The following is a 19,973-nucleotide window of genomic DNA, read 5'->3' on the forward strand; positions in this document are numbered from 1 at the left end:
AAGGGGGGTCCTTGCGATGCTGGTCGGCGTACTCGTCACCTTTCTCGTCGTCATTCTCGTGCTCTATCTCATCAACATGCTGCCCATGGACGGTCGCGCCAAGCAGATCGCGCGCGTGGTCGTCATCATCATCGGCGTGGTGTCGCTGCTGAAATATCTGACGGTGTTTTAGCGGGGGTGGGACGCGTTGCCCGGATGGAGCGCAGCGAAATCCGGGGGCCTGCCCCAAGCAACGCCGGTCCCGGATTGCGCTTCGCTCCATCCGGGCTACGGCCCGAAAACAAAAAAGCCCCGGCGCGAGCCGGGGCTTTTCGTGTTTGAATAATCGGGCTTTAGCCCGCAGCCTTGGCCTCGCGGCGGCGGGCGGTGAGGATGTACTCGGTGTAGCCGTTCGGCTGCTCGCGCCCCTTGAAGATCAGGTCGCAGGCCGCCTTGAACGCGACACCGTCGAAGGCGGGCGCCATCGGCTTGTAGATCGCATCGCCGGCGTTCTGCTTGTCGACCACGACGGCCATGCGCTTGAGCGATTCCATCACCTGCGCCTCGGTGATCACGCCCTGATGCAGCCAGTTGGCGAGATGCTGGCTGGAGATGCGCAAGGTGGCGCGGTCTTCCATCAGGCCGACATCGTGGATATCAGGCACCTTGGAGCAGCCGACGCCCTGGTCGATCCAGCGCACGACATAGCCGAGGATGCCCTGGCAGTTGTTGTCGATCTCCTGCTTGACGTCGTCGGGCGCCCAGTTCGACTTCGACACCGGAATGGTGAGGATGTCGGACAGCTTCGCGCGCGGACCGCCCTTGGTCAGCTCCTGCTGGCGCGCGGTGACGTTGACCTGGTGATAGTGCAGGGCGTGCAGCGTTGCCGCCGTCGGCGAGGGCACCCAGGCGGTGGTGGCGCCGGCCTGCGGATGCGCGAGCTTCTGTTGCAGCATGTCCGCCATCTTGTCGGGCGCCGCCCACATGCCCTTGCCGATCTGGGCATGGCCGGGCAGGCCGTCAATCAGGCCCATGTCGACGTTCCAGTCCTCATAGGCCTTGATCCAGGCCTGCGCCTTCATCTCGTTCTTGCGGATCATCGGGCCCGCTTCCATCGAGGTGTGGATCTCGTCGCCGGTGCGGTCGAGGAAGCCGGTGTTGATGAACATGATGCGCTTGGAGGCGCGCTGGATGCAGGCCTTGAGGTTGACGGTGGTGCGCCGCTCCTCGTCCATGATGCCGACCTTGAGCGTGTTCTCAGGCAGGCCCAGCATCTTCTCGACGCGGTCAAAAATCTCGCAGGTCAGCGACACCTCGTCCGGGCCGTGCATCTTCGGCTTGACGATATAGGCAGATCCGGTGCGGCTGTTCTTGACCTTCGAGTTGCCCTTGAGGTCGTGGATCGCAAGCAGGCCGGAGACGGCGGCGTCGAGCAGGCCTTCCGGAATTTCCTCGTCCTTCTCGTCCAGCACCGCGTCGGTGAACATGTGGTGACCGCAATTGCGCATCAGCAGCAGGCTGCGGCCGTGCAATTTCACTTCGCCCTTGCCGTCCGGCGTCTTGTAGCTGCGGTCGGCATTGAGCGAACGGGTCAACGTCTTGCCGCCCTTCTCGAAATCGGCCGAGAGCGTGCCGTTCATCAGGCCAAGCGTGTTGCGATAGACCAGCACCTTGTCCTCGGCATCGACCGCGGCGACCGAGTCTTCCATGTCGAGGATGGTCGAGACCGCGGACTCCATGATCATATCGGCGACGCCGGCGGGATCGTCCTTGCCGATCACGCTGCTGCGGTCGATCTTCACCTCGACGTGCAGGCCGTTGTTGGCGAGCAGTACCGCGGAAGGAGCTGCTGCGTCGCCCTGGAAGCCCGCGAACTGCGCGGCGTTCTTCAGCGCGGTGGCGTTGCCGCTCTTGAGTTTGACGGCGAGCTGGCCCGCGACCACACTATAGGCGGTGACGTCGGTGTGGCTGCCGGTCGCGAGCGGTACGGCGGCATCGAGGAACGCTTTCGCCTTGGCGATCACCTTGTCGCCGCGCGCCTTGTTGTAACCCTTGCCGCTCTCGGAAGGATCGTGCGGAATCGCGTCGGTGCCGTAGAAGGCGTCATAGAGCGAGCCCCAGCGCGCGTTCGCCGCGTTCAGCGCATAGCGCGCGTTGGTGAGGGGCACGACGAGCTGCGGGCCGCAGATCTTGCCGATTTCCTCATCGACATTGGCGGTCTCGACCTTCTGCGTCGCCGGCTCCGGGACGAGATAGCCGATCTCCGTCAGGAAGGCGGTATAGGCGTCGAGGTCGAACGCCTTGCCCTTGTTGGCGCGGTGCCAGTCGTCGATCTTGGCCTGCAGCGTGTCGCGCACCGCCAGCAGCGCGCGGTTCTTCGGCCCCAGCTCCTTGATGATGGCGGCGACCCCGGCCCAGAACGCATCCGGCGCGATCCCCGTTTTCGGGGCCGCTTCCTTGGCGATGAAGTCAAACAGGACGGGAGCGATCTTCAATCCGTGGGCGTCGACGCGTTTCATGATGGGCTTTCTTGTTGGAAATGGCTGTTTTTTGGCTGCTTTTGACCCGACAGCAGCAAAATGCGCCCATAAGGGGCGGCTTTCAGGGCCTATTAGCCCCAAAATCGGGGCCGTGAGAAGGCCTCCAAAAGTTGTCAAAATGTCAAGGCGAGGTGTGGGTCTGGCTCGTTTTACAAACGCTTCAGCCCGGCTTAGCGCCAAGCGCACAGATGCGCTCCCTCCCCCCTTGCGGGGGAGGGCGGGGGAGAGGGGTAGCCCAGGAATAGGTGTGCCTGAATTCGACGGAGCGGAATGCTCTTAGTGGTGGAGAGAGTCCCCGTGCGGACCCCTCTCCCTAGCCCTCCCCCGCAAGGGGGGAGGGAACGCACTGCCTCTGCGGTGGCAACGAGTGCAGCAACGAAAGTGCCTGCCTCAAATATTCGCGGCGAGGTCCACGAGCTCGTCGAACAGCACGCCCGTGGTCTTCAGCATCCGTTCGATCTCGTCCGCGGCGTCCGCAACCGTGCGGGCCGACGTGTCGATCACGAGCTCGGCAGCCTCGGGTCGCTCGTAGTCGTTGCCGATGCCGGTGAACGACGCGAGCGCGCCGGCGCGGGCCTTCTTGTAATGGCCCTTGGGATCGCGATCCTCGCAGACCTCTGCCGGCGTCGCGACATGGATCTCGCGGAACGCGGTGTCGGCGATGCGGCGCGCGGTCGCGCGGTCCTCGCGGGCCGGCGAGACGGCGGCGACGATCGCGATGTGGCCGTTGCGGGCGAGATGGGTCGCGACCTCGGCGAGGCGGCGGATGTTCTCGCTGCGGTCGGCGGCGGAGAAGCCGAGATCGTTGTTGAGCCCGGCGCGCAACGTGTCGCCGTCGAGCAGGATCGGCGAGCCGCCATTGGTGAACAGCCGACGTTCCAGCGCCTTCGCCAGCGTCGACTTGCCGGACGCCGGCAGGCCGGTGAGCCAGACCACGGCGCCGTTGTGGCGGTAGCGCGCGGAGCGTTCGTCGGGCCGCAGCGCCGATTCCACCGGCACGATGTCGACCGGCACGGCGCGCTGGCCGGCATCGACCGACAGCACGAGACCACCGCCGGCGATGCGCCCCGAGACTTCGATCACGAGACGGCCGGTGCGCGGATTCTCGGTGTAGGGATCGGCGGCAATCGGGCTCGAAAGAGAAATGTCGATCTCGCCGACATGGTTGCGGCCGATCGCCTTGTTCTCGACGCTCGACAGCTCGCCGGGATCGACCGCCTTCTCGATGGCGACGACGGTGGCGCGGCTTTCTTTCGGGCCACAGCGGACCAGGAGCTGGTCGCCCTTGGCGAGCGGCTTGTCGTGCAGCCAGAAGATGCGCGCGCGCAAACGGCGCGTCTCGCGCGGCGCGGAGCCGACATGCGCGACGATGTCGCCGCGCTCGATGAACAATTCGCGGTCGAGCGTGATGCCGACCGAGCGCCCCGCGCCCTGCCGTCCCGCGACCGGCGTTACCGGCCAGCTTTCGACCGTCTTGATCCTGGCGATCTTGCCGGCCGGCATGATCACGATCTCGTCGCCGGCAATGAGGCTGCCGGATTCGATGCGGCCCGCCACGATGCGGCGGTCGTCGAACTTGTAGATCGCCTGCACCGGCAGGCGCAGGGCGAGGGCTTCCAGCGGACGCGCCGGCTCGAGCTGGTCCAGCGCCTCGACCACGGTCGGACCCTTGTACCAGCCGATGCGGTCGGTGCGCTCCGCGACGCCATCGCCGTCGCGGGCCGAGATCGGGATCACGGCCGTCGGCGTCACGCCGAGGCCCTGCAAATGCGCCGAAATCTCGTCGCTGATTTCTTTGAATCGCTCGGCGCTGAAATCGACGCGGTCCATCTTGTTGACGACGATCGCGACCTGCTTCACGCCGAGCAGGTGCAGGAGATAGCCGTGCCGCCGGGTCTGGTCACGCACGCCTTCGAGCGCGTCGATGATCAGCACCGCGCCGTCGGCCTGCGAGGCGCCGGTGATCATGTTGCGCAGGAATTCGGCATGGCCCGGCGCGTCGATCAGCACGATGTCGCGCGAATTGGTGCGGAAGCGGATCTGCGTGGTGTCGATGGTGATGCCTTGGTCGCGCTCGGTCTGGAGCGCGTCGAGCAGGAACGACCATTCGAACGGCATGCCGCGCCGCGCGCTGACGGCTTTCAGCATCTCGAGCTTGCCGTCGGGCAGGCTGCCGGTCTCGTGCAGCAGGCGCCCGACCAGCGTCGATTTGCCGTGATCGACATGGCCGACGATGACGATGCGGACCTGCGGACGCGTGGTGCCGTTCGGAGTTGCGGGCGAAGCGGGGGTGACGATCATGTTCATAGCCGCGTTGCGTCCTTGAATCAGAGATAGCCGGCGACGCGCAGACGCTCGAAAGCGTCCTCGGTCTCGTGGTCGAGCGCACGGCCGGCGCGTTCCGGCACCTTGGTCTGCTCGAGCTCGGCCAGGATCTCGTCGATGGTCGACGCGGTCGACGCGACCGGATTGGTGATGTCCTGATCGCCCAGCGAGCGATAGCGCTTGCCGTCCTTGGCGAGATACAGCGGGATGATCGGAATGTTCTCGCGCTTGGTGTAGGCCCAGATGTCGGCCTCGGTCCAATGCAGGATCGGATGGATGCGCAAATGCGCGCCTTGCGGCGGCGACGCATTGAAATGATCCCAGAACTCCGGCGGCTGGTCGCGCACGTCCCAATTGCCTTCGAGCCCGCGCGGCGAGAACACGCGCTCCTTGGCGCGCGTCGCCTCTTCGTCGCGGCGGATGCCGGCGATCAGGCCGTCAAAGCCGAATTTGGCGAGCGCCATCTTCAGACCTTCGGTCTTGCGCGCAGCGGAACGGGCCGCCGGCGGCAGCGTTGGGTCGACGGCATCGATCGGCGGGCAGGGTTCGACGCGCAGGTCGAGCTCCCACTCTTTCCCGTAGTGATCGCGGAAGCGATACATCTCCGGAAACTTCTTGCCGGTATCGACGTGGAGGGCGGGGAACGGCAGCCGGCCGAAGAACGCCTTGCGCGCCAGCCAGATCATGACGTTGGAGTCCTTGCCGAGCGACCACAGCAGGGCGATCTTCTTCAGGCGGCCAAAGGCCTCGCGAAAAATGTAGATGCTCTGCGCCTCGAGCTGGTCCAAATGGTCCATGCTGGGGGCGGTCAGCCCGACGGGAATTTGCTCGGAAACGGGAGCCCGGAAGTCCCGTCCATCTGCACCGGAATCGGTCCTGAGAAGATGCATCTCTGCCACTTTGCGTTTGGAGGCGAATTTTCTATAGTTGCGGTGCAGAAGAGAAGAAAAAATTTTCTCTTTGCGCGCTCGAAACGACACATATATAGAAAATAATTCCAGTCAACCCCGGATGTGGGGGAAGCGAGTATCGCATGCGGTTCTTGCCGGTGTTCCTCGATCTCAAGGCCGGTCCGGTGGTCCTCATCGGCGCGGGTGAGCTTTTGCGCGCCAAGCTGCGCGTGCTCGCTGCTGCCGGTGCGCGCATCCGCGTGCATGCGATCGACGGCAATCAGGACCTGAGCCTCAGTTCCGAAGACGCTGCGCGGGTTGAAATCGCCACGGGCGATCCGCTCACCGCCGATCTCTCGGGCGTCATTGCCATCGTTTGCGCCGGCGCGGGCGATGTCGGCGTGGCCATGTCGGCGCGCGCCAAGGCGCTCGGCCTGCCCGTCAACGTCATGGACGATCTCGAACATTCCAGCTTCATCTTTCCGGCGATCGTCGATCGCGGCGACGTGGTGGTCGCGGTCGGCACCGGCGGCACCTCGCCCGTGGTGGCGCGGCGCGTGCGCGAGAAGATCGAGGCGCTGCTGCCGGCCCGCATCGGCGAGCTCGCCGAGTTCATCGGCGGCTTCCGCAAATCGATCAACGAACGCATCGCCGAGTTTCCGCTGCGCCGCCGCTTCTGGGAGCGCGTCATCGACGGTTCGATCGGCGCATCCGTGCTCGCGGGCCGCAAGGGCGAGGCCGACGCCGCGATCAAGGCGATCTCCGATCCGTCCGCGTTCGCGCGTGCCGACAAGCCGGAAGGCTCGGTCGCGCTGGTCGGCGCCGGGCCCGGCGACCCCGACCTTCTCACCATCAAGGCGCTGCGCGCGCTCCAGGATGCCGACATCGTCTTCCATGACGAACTGGTCTCGGGCGAAATTCTCGACCGCATCCGCCGCGATACGACCCGCGTTCCGGTCGGTCGCCGCGTCGGCAAGCCCGGCATCGGCCAGGACGCCATCAACAAGCGCATGATCGAGGCCGCGCAATCCGGCCGGCGCGTGGTGCGGCTGAAGGGCGGCGACCCCTTCGTGTTCGGCCGCGGCGGCGAAGAGGTCGAAGCGCTGCGCGCGGCCGGCGTCGCCTATTCGATCATTCCCGGCATCACCGCTGGGCTTGGCGGCGCCGCCGATTTCGAGGTGCCGCTCACCTATCGTCATGAGGCGACCCGCATCACCTTTCTCACCGCGCACAAGGCGCGCGATGCCGAGAATGTGGACTGGTCGACGCTGACCGACACCAAGATGACCGTCGTGGTCTACATGGGCATGACCGCTGCCCCCGCAATCCGCGAAGGCCTGTTCGCGGCCGGCCGTTCGCCGGAGACGCCGGTCGGCGTGTTCTCCCGCGTCACGCGGCCGGACGCACAAGGCGCGATCGGCACGCTGCGCGACCTGCCCGAGCTCGTGCGGCGGACCCATGGCGGTCCCGCCATCCTCATCATCGGCGACGTGGTCCGGCATGCCGGTTCACTTCGCCGCGAAACACCCAAACAAATCATCTCTGACCTCCTGGATGCTGCCGAATGACCTCTCCCTTGCAAAAGAAACTTAAAATCAGCGATTCCTCCGTCGTGACCGCTAACCGTACCTGGGATGGCGTCGTCGTCTACCGCACCGCTGCCAAGGGCTGGTCGGCTGACCTCGCAGACGCCGCGATCGTGCGAAACTCCGATGAGGCGAAAGCGTTGCTCGCCGAGGCCGTGGCCGATGACGTCGGCGCGATTGGTCCCTATATCGCTCCGGTCCAGATCGGCGAGGACGGCAAGATCGTGCCCGGAAATCTGCGCGAGCAGATCCGCCGCGATGGCGTGACCATCGACTTGCCGGTTTAATCGCAGGTCGGGCTGTAAGGCACTTTAATCATGTACGCTTACGACGAAATCGATCGCACGCTGGTCAACGAGCGCGTCTCGGAATTCCGCGACCAGGTGCAACGCCGTCTCTCGGGCGAGTTGACCGAGGACGAATTCAAGATGCTGCGCTTGCAGAACGGCGTCTATCTGCAACTGCACGCCTACATGTTCCGCGTCGCGATTCCCTACGGAACGCTGGCGTCGAACCAGTTGCGGCAGCTTGCCCATGTCGCGCGCAAATATGACCGTGGCTACGGCCATTTCACCACGCGCCAGAACATCCAGTTCAACTGGATCAAGCTTTCGGACCTGCCGGATGCGCTGGCCGATCTTGCCGAGGTCGGCATCCACGCGATGCAGACCTCCGGCAACAACATGCGCAACGTCACCTCGGATCAGTGGGCCGGCGTCGCGCCGGGCGAGATCGAGGATCCCCGCATCTGGTCGGAGCTGATCCGCCAGCACACTACGCTGCATCCGGAATTCTCGTTCCTGCCGCGCAAGTTCAAGATCGCGATCACCGCGTCGGATCACGACCGCGCTGCGATCAAGGTCCACGACATCGGCCTGCGGCTGATCAAGAACGAGAAGGGCGAAACCGGCTTCGAGGTGCTGGTCGGCGGCGGTCTCGGCCGCACGCCGTTCATCGGCAAGACCATCAAGCACTTCGTCCACGGCCGCGATCTCCTGAGCTATATCGAGGCGATCCTGCGCGTCTACAACCAGTACGGACGCCGCGACAATATCTACAAGGCGCGCATCAAGATCCTGGTGCACGAGCTCGGCATCGAAAAGTTCTCCCGCGAGGTCGAGGAGGAGTGGCAGCATATCCGCAACTCCTCGCTTCAGATCGACGACGAGGTGATCGAGGACATCCGCTCGCGCTTCATCTATCCGGCTTATGAGAAGCTGCCGCACATGCCGGACGAGCTGCGCCAGGCCGCGGCCGATCCCGATTTCGAGGCGTGGCGCAAGAACTCGGTCGCCGCGCACAAGAACCCGGGTTACTCCATCGTCACGATCTCGCTGAAGCCGATCGGCGCGCCTCCGGGCGATGCCACGGCCGAGCAGATGGATGCGCTGGCCGATCTCGCCGACAAATATTCCTTCGGCGAGATCCGCGTCGGTCATGAGCAGAATTTGGCGCTGCCGCATGTTGCCAAGCGCGACCTGCCGGCGCTGTGGAAGGCGCTCGACAAGCTTGGGCTGGCGACGCCGAACGTCAACCTGATCACCGACATCATCGCCTGCCCGGGGCTCGACTATTGCTCGTTGGCCAATGCGCGCTCGATCCCGATCGCGCAGGAGCTGACGCGGCGCTTTGCCAACCATGAGCTCGCCAATCTGATCGGGCGGCTGCATATCAACATCTCCGGCTGCATCAATGCCTGCGGCCATCATCATGTTGGCCATATCGGCATTCTCGGTGTCGAGAAGAACGGCGAGGAGGTCTACCAGATCACCATCGGCGGCCGTGCCGACGAGAGCGCCGCGCTTGGCAATCTGATCGGCCCCGGCGTCAAGTTTGACGAGGTCGCTGACGTCGTCGAGGACATCGTGGAAGCCTATCTGGCGCTGCGCGAGCGGCCGGAGGAGCTGTTCGTCGACACGGTGAAGCGCCTTGGCGTCGAACCCTTCAAGGAGCGCGTCTATGCCACTCGTTAACGGTGGAAAAATCGCCGACGACAGCTTCGTCAAGCTTGCCGTCGACACGCCGCTGCCCGAGGGCGGCGACATCCTGGTGCCGGCCGAGCGCTTCCTCAGCGATGCGGACGCGCTGCTCAAGCGCGGCGGCAAGGTCGGCGTGATCTGGCCGAACAATCGCGATATCGCCGAGCTCGTGCCCTATCTCGGCAAGATCGCCGTCGTCGCATTGGTGTTCCCGAGCTTCCGCGATGGCCGCGCCTACAGCCAGGCGCGCCTGCTGCGCGAGCGCTATAATTATCGCGGCGATTTGCGTGCCACCGGCCAGGTGCTGCGCGATCAGTTCGTGTTCATGCTGCGTGCCGGCTTCGATTCCTTCGAGGTCAAGAAGCAGGCCGACGCGGAAGCCTTCATGCAGACCGCGAAGCGCTATTCGGTGTTCTATCAGCCGACCGGCGACGGCCGCATCACCGCGCTGCACCGGCGAATGCAGCTGCGTCACTCCGAAGGTGTCGGCACGTGAACGCAATCGCGCCCCAGGTCGCTTCGGTGTCCGCGTCTGCGCTGCCCTCGGCGGAGGAGCTCGATCGCGCGCTGCGCGATGCTTCGCCCGCGGAGGTCATCGCCGCGGCGTTGAAGGCGGTCGGGCGCGAGAAGCTTGCGCTGGTGTCGTCCTTCGGCACGGAATCGGCGACGCTGCTGAAGGTCATGGCCGACGTCGATCCGGCAATCCCCGTGATCTTCCTCGACACCGGCTGGCTGTTCGAGGAGACGCTGGCCTATCGCGACACGCTGATCGCGGAACTCGGCTTGAAGGACGTCCGCTCGATCAGGCCCGCCGAGGAGACGCTGTCGCGTGAAGATCCCGACCGCGACCTCTGGTTCTCCGATCCCGACGCCTGCTGCCGCATCCGCAAGGTCGAGCCGCTGGCGCGTGCGCTGAAGCCGTTCGATGCGTGGCTCAATGGCCGCAAGCGCTTTCAGGGCAATGCGCGCACCGACATTCCGGTGGTCGAGGATGATGGCGCGCGGTTGAAGTTCAACCCCTTCGCCAATGTCTCGCGCGAGGAACTCGAAGCCATTTTCGTCCGCGCCAAATTGCCGCGTCATCCGCTGGTGGAGTCCGGTTTCCTGTCGGTTGGGTGTATGCCTTGCACCAGCAGAACGGCCGAGGGCGAGGATGCACGCGCCGGTCGCTGGCGCGGCCGAGCCAAGACAGAATGCGGCATCCACACGATGAAGACTTCGTAGCACAGTCGAGCTGTCCTGCTACGAACAAGAAAATCCGGTTCCGTTGACTTGAGAGCGTTTCGCCCCGAGTTATGCCCGCGTGCCATCGATGACGATGACGTCGTCGAGGTGAATGGAGATGGACATGATGCGCCGTATCGTTCCGCTCGCGGCAGGGCTGCTCTTGACTGGATTGTTGGCAAGCTCGGCTCTCGCCGCTGACATCAATCTCTTGAACGTGTCGTACGATCCGACGCGTGAGCTCTATGCCGAGTTCAACAAGGCGTTCGCGAATGCCTATCAGAAGGAAACCGGCAAGAGCGTCGAGATCAAGCAGTCGCATGGCGGCAGCGGCTCGCAGGCGCGTGCCGTGATCGACGGATTGCAGGCCGATGTGGTGACGCTCGCGCTCGCCTATGACATCGACGCCGTCGCGAACAAGGGCCTCACCGCGACCGACTGGCAGAAGCGTCTGCCGCAGAATTCATCGCCCTATACCTCGACCATCGTGTTTCTGGTGCGCAAGGGCAATCCGAAGGGCATCAAGGACTGGGACGATCTGCTCAAGACCGGTGTCTCGGTGATCACGCCGAACCCGAAGACCTCCGGCGGGGCGCGCTGGAATTATCTCGCCGCCTGGGGCTTTGCCCAAAAGAAATACGGCTCGGCCGACAAGGCCAAGGACTTCATCGGAAAGCTCTACCAGCAGGTGCCGGTGCTCGACACCGGTGCGCGCGGCGCCACCGTGACCTTCGTCGAGCGCGGCGTCGGCGACGTGCTGCTGGCCTGGGAGAACGAGGCCTATCTCGCCCTGAAGGAGTTTGGTGCGCAGAAGTTCGAGATCGTGGCGCCGCCGCAATCGATCCTCGCCGAGCCGCCGGTCGCGATCGTCGACAAGGTTGCCGATAAAAAAGGCACCCGCAACGCGGCCGATGCCTACCTCCAGTATTGGTATACCAAGGAAGGTCAAGAAATCGCCGCGCGCAATTTCTACCGTCCGCGCGACGCCGAGATTGCCAAGAAGTACGAAAACTCCTTCGCCAAGGTCGAACTGTTCACGATCGACGACGTTTTCGGCGGCTGGACCAAGGCGCAGAAGGAACATTTTGCCGACGGCGGCGTCTTTGATCAGATCTACAAGAACTGATCGGGCGCCGTCTTAGGAGTAGCAGGGGGCCTGGTGAGCGCAGTTGCAGCACGACGACGGACATTGCCGGGCTTCGGTCTCACGATGGGACTGACGCTTTCCTGGCTCTCCATCATCATTCTGATTCCGCTCGCCGGGCTGTTCCTGAAATCGCTGGAGCTGAGCCCCGAGCAATTCTGGAACATCCTGTCCAGCCGCCGCACCCTCAACGCCTTGCGCGTTTCCTTCGGCCTCGCCTTTGCGGCGGCCTGCGTCAATCTCGTCATGGGCAGCATCATCGTCTGGGCGCTGGTGCGTTACCGCTTCCCCGGGCGCCGGCTGTTCGACGCCATCGTCGACGTGCCGTTCGCGCTGCCGACGGCGGTCGCCGGCGTGGCGCTGACGGCGCTGTTTGCCGAGAAGGGCTGGCTGGGTGCGCCGCTCGCAGCGCTCGGCATCAAGGTGGCGTTCACGCCGATCGGCATCTTCGTCGCCATGATCTTCATCGGCATCCCCTTCGTGGTGCGCACCGTGCAGCCGGTGCTCCAGGACCTCGACCCCGAGATCGAGGAGGCCGCCGGCAGCCTCGGCGCCAGCCGCTGGCAGACCATCATCCGCGTGATCCTGCCCTCGCTCGGACCGGCGCTGCTCACCGGCCTCGCGCTCGCCTTCGCCCGCGCGGTCGGCGAATACGGCTCGGTGATCTTCATCGCCGGCAATCTGCCTAATGTCTCCGAGATCGCGCCGCTCCTGATCGTGATCCGGCTGTCCGAATTCCGCTATGCCGACGCGACCGCCATCGCCGTGGTCATGCTCGTCGTCTCCTTCGTCATCATCTTCGCCGTCAACCGGCTCCAGCGCTGGGCGCAGAGCCGGATTCCGGCGCGCTGAGGGCAGATCATGACGATGCAGATCGCAGATTCCGTCTCGCTGCCTTCGACCGATGCGCGCGCACGTGCGCACGCCGCTGCGGCACGCGACAGCCTCCGCACCGAGCCGCCCGCAATACGTATCGCCATCATTGCGCTGGCGGTGATCTTCCTCAGCGTCTTCGTCGTGCTGCCGCTGGTTCTGGTGTTCGCGCAGGCCTTTTCGAGAGGCGTTCTCGCTTATCTGTCCGCGCTCGCCGAGCCGGAGGCGCTGGCTGCGATCAAGCTGACGCTGCTGGTCGCGGCGATCTCGGTCGGCCTCAATCTCGTATTCGGCCTCGTCGCGGCATGGGCCATCGCCAAGTTCGAGTTTAGCGGCAAGACCTTCCTGATCACGCTGATCGATCTGCCGTTCTCGGTGAGCCCGGTGATCTCGGGCCTCGTCTTCGTGCTGCTGTTCGGCGCACAGGGCTATTTTGGCAGCTGGCTTAGGGATCACGATATCCAGATCCTGTTCGCGGTGCCCGGCATCGCGCTCGCCACCACCTTCGTGACCTTCCCGTTCGTGGCGCGCGCGCTGATCCCCCTGATGCAGGAGCAGGGCACGCAGGAGGAGGAGGCCGCGATCTCGCTCGGCGCCTCCGGCCTGCAAACCTTCTTCCGCGTCACCCTGCCCAACATCAAATGGGGCGTGCTCTACGGCGTCCTGCTCTGCAACGCGCGCGCGATGGGCGAATTCGGCGCCGTGTCGGTGGTATCCGGACACATCCGCGGCGAGACCAACACCATGCCGCTGCTGGTCGAGATTCTCTACAACGAGTACCAGTTCGTCGCTGCGTTTGCGATCGCCTCGCTGCTGGCGATGCTGGCCCTGATCACGTTGATCGCCAAGACCGTTCTCGAACGTCACCTCGACGAAGGACACGACGCAAGTGACCATTGAAGTCAGGAATCTCGTCAAGCAGTTCGGCAGCTTCAAAGCCCTCGACGGCGTCGATCTCAAGGTCGACAATGGCGAGCTGCTGGCGCTGCTCGGTCCGTCCGGCTCCGGCAAGACCACGCTGCTGCGCATCATCGCCGGCCTCGACTGGCCCGATTCCGGCGAGGTTTCCTTCAATGGCGAGGATGCGCTGGCGCGGGGCGCGCGCGAACGGAACGTCGGCTTCGTGTTCCAGCACTACGCGCTGTTCCGCCACATGACGGTGTTCGAGAACGTCGCCTTCGGCCTGCGCGTGCAGCCGCGCGCCAGCCGTAAGGACGAGTCCACCATTCGTGCGCGCGTCAAGGAGCTGCTCGATCTCGTGCAGCTCGACTGGCTCGCCGACCGCTATCCGAGCCAGCTCTCCGGCGGCCAGCGCCAGCGCATCGCACTCGCCCGCGCGCTCGCGATCGAGCCGCGCATCCTCCTGCTCGACGAGCCCTTCGGCGCGCTCGATGCCAAGGTGCGCAAGGAGCTGCGCCGATGGCTGCGCTCGCTGCACCAGGAGATCAACGTCACCTCGATCTTCGTCACCCACGACCAGGAGGAGGCGCTCGAAGTCGCCAACCGCGTCGTGGTGATGGACAAGGGTAGGATCGAGCAGATCGGCTCGCCCGACGACGTCTATGAAAGCCCGGCGACCGCCTTCGTCCACGGCTTCATCGGCGAATCCATCGAGCTGCCGGTCCAGGTCGAAGGCGGCGTCATCAGGCTCGGCGACCGCCCACTCAATCTTGCAGCAGACGGCTTGGTGTCTGGCGCGTCAAAACTGTTCGTGCGGCGACATGATATGCTGGTCGGCCCGCCCGGAAGCGGTGCCTTCGAGGGCGCTGTGCAGCACGTCCGGAATTTCGGCCCCGTGCAGCGGGCCGAGGTGGCGCTATCCGGCGGCGAGACCATCGAGATCGACGCCCCCCGCGACAGGGAACTGCGCGCCGGCGACACGATCGGCCTCGAACCGCGCCGCTACCGGATATTTGCGGGCTAGTAGGCGCCTCGGCCGAAAGCTCAAATCTTCCTCAATATTCACCTTTCAGCCACGGTTGGTATGCAACAACGGCCCCTCATTTGGGGGCCCCTGAACATGCGCGCTGCGGCCGCAATACTCATCACTTTGCTTCTCGCCGGCTGCGCCGGCAACGAAGCACCGGTCCAGCAGCCGTCGATGTATGCCGACATGTCGGTCCCGGGCACCAAGCTCGATGCGCAGGCGGCAGCGATCATGATCTCGCAATACCGCCAGAACAACGCCCTCGGCACCGTCGTGATCGACCCCGATCTGATGCGGCTCGCCGAATCCCAGTCCCAGGCCATGGCGGCGGCCAACAAGATGGACCATGACGTCCGCGCGCCGCTGGCCAAGCGCCTCAGCGCGGGCGGCTATCCGGCGACGGTGGCGGTCGAGAACGTCTCGGCGGGCTATCATACGCTGGCGGAAGCGTTTTCCGGCTGGCGCGACTCGCCTCCGCACCGCGCCAACATGCTCAAGAGCGGTGTCACAAAACTGGGCATCGCGGCGGGCTATGCTCCCGGCACCAAATACAAGGTGTTCTGGACCATGATCCTGGCCTCGACCGACCCCCGATAAGCCAGACTTGATCCCGGGATGCATTGACGCCGCGGCGGACTGTCGCCACGGTGGCTCGCCTTTTGCTATTGTTCCCAGATGACAGATCATAGCCCGGAAGTCGCAACAGTCCCCGCGAAGGCGCAGCGCGTCCTGGTCCTCCAGGGCGGTGGGGCGCTCGGCTCCTATCAGGCCGGCGCCTACCAGGCGCTGTGCCATTTCGACTTCGAGCCGGAATGGGTCGCCGGCATCTCGATCGGCGCGGTCAACGCCGCCATCATCGCCGGCAATGAGGGACAGACCCGCGTCAAGCGGCTCAAGGAATTCTGGGAGATGGTGTCGGCGCCGGTGCCGTGGAAGCCGATCGGCAAGAGCGATCACAGCCGCGAGCTGTTCAATTCGACCAGTGCCGCATTGATCGCGACCTTCGGCGTGCCCGGTTTCTTCACGCCGCGCATTCCGCCCGCGCCGCTCTGGCCGCCCGGCAGCAGGCAGGCCGAAAGTTACTACGACACCGCGCCGCTGAAGAAGACGCTGGAGCGCCTGGTCGATTTCGATCGCATCAACGATCTGAAGACGCGCCTGTCGGTCGGCGCCGTCGGCGTCACCTCGGGCAACTTCAAATATTTCGACAATTACGAGTTCAAGAAGCTCGGCAAGACCATCGGCCCCGAGCACATCATGGCCTCCGGCGCGCTGCCGCCGGGATTTCCGTCCGTCGTGATCGAAGGCGAGCACTATTGGGACGGCGGCATCGCCTCCAACACGCCGCTCGACTACGTGCTCGATGCCGAAGTCGCTCGCGACATGCTGATCTTCCAGGTCGATCTGTTCAGCGCCCGCGGCGATCTGCCGAATTCGCTGCTCGAGGCGACCGAGCGCGAGAAGGACATTCGCTTCTCCAGCCGCACGCGGATGAACACCGACAAGAACAAGCAGATCCACAACGCCCGCCGGGCCGTGCGCGATCTGATTTCCAAATTGCCCGATTATCTGAAGAATGATCCTTCCGTGGAATTCCTCGCGAAGGTATCGCGTGAAAGCACCGTCACCGTGGTGCACCTGATCTACCGCAGCAAGAACTACGAATCTTCGTCGAAGGATTACGACTTCTCGCATGTCGCCATGGTCGAGCACTGGGAAGCCGGCGTGCGCGACGTGCATCTGTCGATGCGCCACAAGGACTGGCTCGAGCGGCCGCAGTCCGGCGAGTCCATGGTGACCTACGATCTCACGGGGGACGTCACCGCGCCCCCGCCAAAAAGGAGCGAATAACATGGGTAGTCTGTCAGGCAAGAACGCCGTCGTGACCGGTTCGACCAGCGGCATCGGGCTCGCCTATGCGCGCGCCTTCGCCGCCGCCGGCGCCAATGTCGTCATCAACGGCTTCGGCTCGCCGGAGGACATCGAGAAGGAGCGCGCCAAGATCGAGTCCGACTTCGGCGTGAAGGCGGTGTATTCGCCGGCCGACATGACCAAGCCCGCCGAGATCGCCGGGATGATCGCGCTCGGCGAGAAGTCGTTCGGCTCGGTGGACATCCTCGTCAACAATGCCGGCATCCAGTTCGTCTCGCCGATCGAGGAGTTCCCGGTCGAGAAGTGGGACCAGATCATCGCGATCAACCTGTCCTCGGCTTTCCATGCCATCCGCGCGGCGGTGCCCGGCATGAAGAAGAAGGGCTGGGGCCGTATCATCAACACGGCGTCGGCGCACTCGCTGGTCGCCTCGCCCTTCAAGTCCGCCTATGTGTCGGCCAAGCACGGCATCGCCGGCCTGACCAAGACCGTGGCGCTCGAGGTCGCGACCCACAAGATCACCTGCAACTGCATCAGCCCCGGCTATGTCTGGACGCCGCTGGTGGAGAAGCAGATCCCCGACACGATGAAGGCGCGGGGCCTCACGCGCGAGCAGGTCATCAACGACGTGCTGCTCGATGCGCAGCCGACCAAGGAGTTCGTCACCTCCGAGCAGGTCGCAGCCCTCGCCCTGTTCCTGTGCGGCGACGATGCCGCGCAGATCACCGGCACCAACCTCTCGATCGACGGCGGCTGGACGGCGGAGTAGTTCGCTTCAACCTATAACGCTCGGTCATGCCCCGCGAAAGCGGGGCATCCAGTACGCCGCGGCTTCTCGGCTAATCACAGCCGTCTCGGAGTACTGGATCGCCCGGTCAAGTGTTCAAGCCGGGCGATGACAGCGAGAGTGGGGCGGCAGCGTTTTCCGTTCAATGCGTCCAGGCCAGCGCCGTCACGATCGCGGAGGACAGGTTCAGCTCCGCGAACATGATCTTGCTGGCGACTACGAACAGCACGCAGGCAAGCGTCAGGCGCAGCACCGTCTCGGGGACGCGCGTCGCACTGAGGCTGCCGACGATGATGCCGGGCAGCGAGCCCAGCAGCAGCACGCCCATCAGGGCCCAATCCACATCGCCAAGCGCCCAATGTCCGATGCCCGCGACCAGCGTCAGCGGCACCGCATGCGCGATGTCCGAGCCGACGATGGTCGCCATCGGCAGGCGCGGATAGAGCAGCAGCAGCACGGTGACGCCGACCGCGCCGGCACCGACGGATGAGATCGACACCAGCACGCCGAGCACGATGCCGGTGACGACGGTCGCGATCGCGGTGGTGCGCGCATTGACCTGCTCAAGGCGCTTCCGATAGCGCTCCATGAGGGCCTTGCGGAAGATCAGCGAGGTCGCGGTCAGCAGCAGTGCAAAGCACAGCACCAGATTGACCAGGCTGCGCTCGGAATCGCTCCTGAGGTCGAGCTTCCACAGCACGAGCAGCGTCAGCGCGCTCGCCGGGATGCTGCCGCAGGCGAGCCGCAGCACGGCGGGCCAGTGCACGCTCCGCGACCAGCCATGCACCACGCTGCCGCCGGTCTTGGTGGCGGCGGCATAGAGCAGGTCGGTGCCGACGGCGGTGGAGGGGTGGATGCCGAACAGCAGGATCAGCAGCGGCGTCATCAGCGAGCCGCCACCCACGCCGGTCATCCCGACAAGCAGGCCGACGCCAAATCCGGAGGCGACATAGAGCGGATCAATCATGTCTGGGGAATCTTAGGTTTATCTCGTCGGTTGAGCAATACGACGTAGAATAAAATTTCCCTGAAGCGCAATCACTTCGGTTGAATAAGAAAAATCTTGCTACAGACGGTAGACGGGGAGGGGGTTTCAGTCGCCGCCGCGCAAGGCGCGAAACAGCCATTCTCCAGGCCGGCAACCGGGTGGCAGCGCCTATTTGCCAAACGCCAGCACGTGCAGGCCGAGCCGCTGGCGCACGATCCAGAACAGCAGCACCGTCTCGAATGTCAGCGAGATCGAGGTCGCGGCCGCGGCGCCGTGACCGCCGAAGCGCGGCACCAGCGCGACGCAGAGCACGAGGTTCATCACGAAGGCCAGCGCGTAGGCCAGCGCACAGATCTTCTGCTGGCCGAGCATGTTGAGCAGGCGCTCGACCGGTCCAATCGCGGCGCGCACCACGAGGCCGATCGCGGCGACGAACATGATGTCGTAGCCGACCGTGAATTGCGGGCCGAACAGCCAGAGCAGCGGCTTGCCAAGCGCAAGCAGCACGATGGTCGCGGCCAGCGACGGCCAGAACGTCCAGTTGATGGCATGCGCGACATAGGCCGACAGGCGCGCCTTGTCGCCGAGCGCGTTGTACTCGGCGAAGCGATGCGCTGTCGTCGCCGACATCGCGTAGTGGATGAACGAGACCAGAGCGAGCGTCTTCACCACCGCGAAATAGACACCGACCTCGTCCGATGGGCGGAACTGCTGAAGCACCAGCACGTCGGTATAGGACAGCAGCAGGTAGAAGCTCTCGACCAGCAGGATCGGCAGCGAGACGGCGAGCCAGCCGCCGATGTCGTAGGTCTTGGGGCCCGGCTCGATGTGATCGGCGAGCTTGCCGTTCAGCACCACCATCTGCCCGGTCATCGCGATCCACACCGCGCCGGCGCTCGCGACCATCGCGGCGACCGCGCCGAGATGATAGCCGAGCAGGAAGGCAGCGGCCGTGATGCCGATGATCAGCGCCTGGCGGATGATGAATTGCGGCATCAGACCGAGCTGCATCCAGTCATGCGAGCGCGCGATGCCGTCCTGGGTGTTGGCGACGACGAAGGCGGGCAGCGTCATGCAGCCGATATAGAGCGGCAGCACCTCGGCCGGATCGATCCAGGGCGAGAGCAGCGTGACGATTCCGGCGAGCCCCAGCGACACCAGCGTGGACGCTGCAAAGGTCAGCCAGCGGCTGCCGGAGAGAAAGCCGCGCAGCAGCGCATGCTCGCCGCTGGTGCGATACTCGGGAATGATCTTTTGCGCGGAGGCCGAGATGCCGAAGTCCATCATGCTGCCGAGCAGCAGCACCCAGGTCCAGACGTAGACATAGATGCCGTAGTCAGACGTCCCCATCCAGCGCGCGAGCAGAACTTGCGAGAAATAGGCGAGGCCCGCGCTGATCACCCGGATGATGAAGATGGTGCCGGCCAACCGCCGCGTCAGCGACGCTTCGTTCGACCCGCCCGTCAGCTTCGCGCGCAGCCGCGCGATGAGGCCGGCAGGTCCGGTCGTTGCGGGTTCTGCATCCATCACGGCCAATTCGAGATCCCCAGGGCGTCCGTATCAGGCGTCCCGCATGCTGCGGCAGGCCTGATGCGGTAGCCCTTGGGGATTAGCAACCATTCGTTAAGATTGGGTTGGGTGAGGCATGCTGCCGCTCCAGCCACCGGCGTCGTCCCCGCCTAGTGCGCAATTGCGCACGGGGGGCGGGGACCCATAACCCCAGGGAGAAATTGTTGCGCTGGCTGGTAGCTCCGAGTCTTCGCCAAACCACTCCCTATGGCTATGGGTCCCGGGCTCGCGCTGCGCGCGCCCCGGGACGACAGCGGAATGTGGGGCGCTGGCAGCGCAACTCAGCTCCG

At 64.8% G+C, this 19,973-nt stretch carries 18 protein-coding genes; 13 read left to right on the plus strand and 5 right to left on the minus strand.

The features are described from left to right. Positions 1–16 precede the first annotated feature (16 nt). Positions 17–172 (plus strand): Thivi_2564 family membrane protein, encoded by a 156-nt coding sequence (locus ABIB95_RS22165; RefSeq protein WP_011084288.1) that lies wholly within the window; start codon positions 17–19, stop codon positions 170–172. Positions 173–332: 160 nt separating this feature from the next. On the opposite strand, the gene ABIB95_RS22170 is transcribed toward ABIB95_RS22165, so the two are convergent. From ABIB95_RS22170 to cysD, 3 genes are all read right to left on the minus strand, one after another. Next, positions 333–2,498 (minus strand): malate synthase G, encoded by a 2,166-nt coding sequence (locus ABIB95_RS22170; protein WP_354242157.1) that lies wholly within the window; start codon positions 2,496–2,498, stop codon positions 333–335. 411 nt (positions 2,499–2,909) lie between these two features. Further along, positions 2,910–4,826, minus strand: coding sequence for an adenylyl-sulfate kinase (gene cysC / locus ABIB95_RS22175; protein ID WP_231143913.1), 1,917 nt, complete (start codon positions 4,824–4,826; stop codon positions 2,910–2,912). A gap of 20 nt (positions 4,827–4,846) precedes the next feature. After that, on the minus strand, positions 4,847–5,641 hold the full coding sequence (gene cysD, locus ABIB95_RS22180) for a sulfate adenylyltransferase subunit CysD (RefSeq protein ID WP_071916681.1): 795 nt from the start codon (positions 5,639–5,641) through the stop codon (positions 4,847–4,849). Positions 5,642–5,877: 236 nt separating this feature from the next. On the opposite strand from cysD, the gene cysG reads away from it, so the two are divergent. From cysG to ABIB95_RS22240, 12 genes are all read left to right on the plus strand, one after another. Continuing rightward, positions 5,878–7,302, plus strand: coding sequence for a siroheme synthase CysG (cysG, locus tag ABIB95_RS22185; RefSeq protein WP_354242162.1), 1,425 nt, complete (start codon positions 5,878–5,880; stop codon positions 7,300–7,302). Beyond that, on the plus strand, positions 7,299–7,607 hold the full coding sequence (locus tag ABIB95_RS22190; RefSeq protein ID WP_071916679.1) for a DUF2849 domain-containing protein: 309 nt from the start codon (positions 7,299–7,301) through the stop codon (positions 7,605–7,607). The genes cysG and ABIB95_RS22190 overlap by 4 nt, the downstream gene beginning before the upstream one ends. Positions 7,608–7,637: 30 nt before the next feature. Then, positions 7,638–9,293, plus strand: a complete 1,656-nt coding sequence (locus ABIB95_RS22195; protein WP_063980993.1) for a nitrite/sulfite reductase — start codon at positions 7,638–7,640, stop codon at positions 9,291–9,293. Next, positions 9,280–9,795, plus strand: a complete 516-nt coding sequence (locus ABIB95_RS22200) for a DUF934 domain-containing protein (protein WP_063980994.1) — start codon at positions 9,280–9,282, stop codon at positions 9,793–9,795. Before ABIB95_RS22195 ends, ABIB95_RS22200 begins: the two co-directional genes overlap by 14 nt. Further along, the gene (locus ABIB95_RS22205; RefSeq protein WP_231143916.1) at positions 9,792–10,523 is read left to right on the plus strand and encodes a phosphoadenylyl-sulfate reductase; all 732 of its coding nucleotides are present in this window, start codon (positions 9,792–9,794) and stop codon (positions 10,521–10,523) included. Before ABIB95_RS22200 ends, ABIB95_RS22205 begins: the two co-directional genes overlap by 4 nt. 124 nt (positions 10,524–10,647) lie before the next feature. Further along, complete coding sequence (locus ABIB95_RS22210; protein ID WP_028148402.1) at positions 10,648–11,649, plus strand: sulfate ABC transporter substrate-binding protein; 1,002 nt, start codon at positions 10,648–10,650, stop codon at positions 11,647–11,649. A gap of 33 nt (positions 11,650–11,682) precedes the next feature. Continuing rightward, entirely contained in the window at positions 11,683–12,519 is an 837-nt protein-coding gene (gene cysT, locus ABIB95_RS22215) for a sulfate ABC transporter permease subunit CysT (protein WP_080584160.1), read from the plus strand. A gap of 9 nt (positions 12,520–12,528) precedes the next feature. Beyond that, the gene (cysW, locus tag ABIB95_RS22220; RefSeq protein WP_231143917.1) at positions 12,529–13,440 is read left to right on the plus strand and encodes a sulfate ABC transporter permease subunit CysW; all 912 of its coding nucleotides are present in this window, start codon (positions 12,529–12,531) and stop codon (positions 13,438–13,440) included. Beyond that, positions 13,430–14,464, plus strand: a complete 1,035-nt coding sequence (locus tag ABIB95_RS22225; protein ID WP_063980997.1) for a sulfate/molybdate ABC transporter ATP-binding protein — start codon at positions 13,430–13,432, stop codon at positions 14,462–14,464. The genes cysW and ABIB95_RS22225 overlap by 11 nt, the downstream gene beginning before the upstream one ends. 96 nt (positions 14,465–14,560) lie before the next feature. After that, positions 14,561–15,064 (plus strand): CAP domain-containing protein, encoded by a 504-nt coding sequence (locus ABIB95_RS22230; protein WP_063980998.1) that lies wholly within the window; start codon positions 14,561–14,563, stop codon positions 15,062–15,064. A gap of 78 nt (positions 15,065–15,142) precedes the next feature. After that, positions 15,143–16,318, plus strand: coding sequence for a DUF3734 domain-containing protein (locus tag ABIB95_RS22235; RefSeq protein ID WP_354242167.1), 1,176 nt, complete (start codon positions 15,143–15,145; stop codon positions 16,316–16,318). A 1-nt stretch (position 16,319) separates the two neighbouring features. Continuing rightward, positions 16,320–17,108 carry a 3-hydroxybutyrate dehydrogenase gene (locus ABIB95_RS22240; RefSeq protein ID WP_254136388.1) on the plus strand — a complete coding sequence of 263 codons (789 nt, stop codon included), beginning with the start codon at positions 16,320–16,322 and terminating at the stop codon, positions 17,106–17,108. A gap of 160 nt (positions 17,109–17,268) precedes the next feature. Here the strand turns inward: ABIB95_RS22240 and ABIB95_RS22245 are convergent, their stop codons facing one another. Next, on the minus strand, positions 17,269–18,093 hold the full coding sequence (locus ABIB95_RS22245) for a sulfite exporter TauE/SafE family protein (RefSeq protein ID WP_354242171.1): 825 nt from the start codon (positions 18,091–18,093) through the stop codon (positions 17,269–17,271). 189 nt (positions 18,094–18,282) lie between these two features. Then, entirely contained in the window at positions 18,283–19,650 is a 1,368-nt protein-coding gene (locus tag ABIB95_RS22250; RefSeq protein WP_502917855.1) for a flippase, read from the minus strand. Positions 19,651–19,973 lie beyond the last annotated feature (323 nt).

The organism is Bradyrhizobium sp. LA2.1 (assembly GCF_040547725.1).
GTDB lineage: Bacteria > Pseudomonadota > Alphaproteobacteria > Rhizobiales > Xanthobacteraceae > Bradyrhizobium > Bradyrhizobium barranii.

Coding starts and splice junctions, on each gene's coding strand:
- ABIB95_RS22195 (WP_063980993.1), top strand. CDS start 7,638: ATGTACGCTTACGACGAAATCGATCGCACGCTGGTCAACGAGCGCGTC.
- ABIB95_RS22240 (WP_254136388.1), top strand. CDS start 16,320: ATGGGTAGTCTGTCAGGCAAGAACGCCGTCGTGACCGGTTCGACCAGC.
- ABIB95_RS22165 (WP_011084288.1), top strand. CDS start 17: ATGCTGGTCGGCGTACTCGTCACCTTTCTCGTCGTCATTCTCGTGCTC.
- ABIB95_RS22200 (WP_063980994.1), top strand. CDS start 9,280: ATGCCACTCGTTAACGGTGGAAAAATCGCCGACGACAGCTTCGTCAAG.
- cysD (WP_071916681.1), bottom strand. CDS start 5,641: ATGGACCATTTGGACCAGCTCGAGGCGCAGAGCATCTACATTTTTCGC.
- ABIB95_RS22210 (WP_028148402.1), top strand. CDS start 10,648: ATGATGCGCCGTATCGTTCCGCTCGCGGCAGGGCTGCTCTTGACTGGA.
- cysC (WP_231143913.1), bottom strand. CDS start 4,826: ATGAACATGATCGTCACCCCCGCTTCGCCCGCAACTCCGAACGGCACC.
- cysG (WP_354242162.1), top strand. CDS start 5,878: ATGCGGTTCTTGCCGGTGTTCCTCGATCTCAAGGCCGGTCCGGTGGTC.
- ABIB95_RS22245 (WP_354242171.1), bottom strand. CDS start 18,093: ATGATTGATCCGCTCTATGTCGCCTCCGGATTTGGCGTCGGCCTGCTT.
- cysW (WP_231143917.1), top strand. CDS start 12,529: ATGACGATGCAGATCGCAGATTCCGTCTCGCTGCCTTCGACCGATGCG.
- ABIB95_RS22190 (WP_071916679.1), top strand. CDS start 7,299: ATGACCTCTCCCTTGCAAAAGAAACTTAAAATCAGCGATTCCTCCGTC.
- ABIB95_RS22235 (WP_354242167.1), top strand. CDS start 15,143: ATGACAGATCATAGCCCGGAAGTCGCAACAGTCCCCGCGAAGGCGCAG.
- ABIB95_RS22230 (WP_063980998.1), top strand. CDS start 14,561: ATGCGCGCTGCGGCCGCAATACTCATCACTTTGCTTCTCGCCGGCTGC.
- ABIB95_RS22170 (WP_354242157.1), bottom strand. CDS start 2,498: ATGAAACGCGTCGACGCCCACGGATTGAAGATCGCTCCCGTCCTGTTT.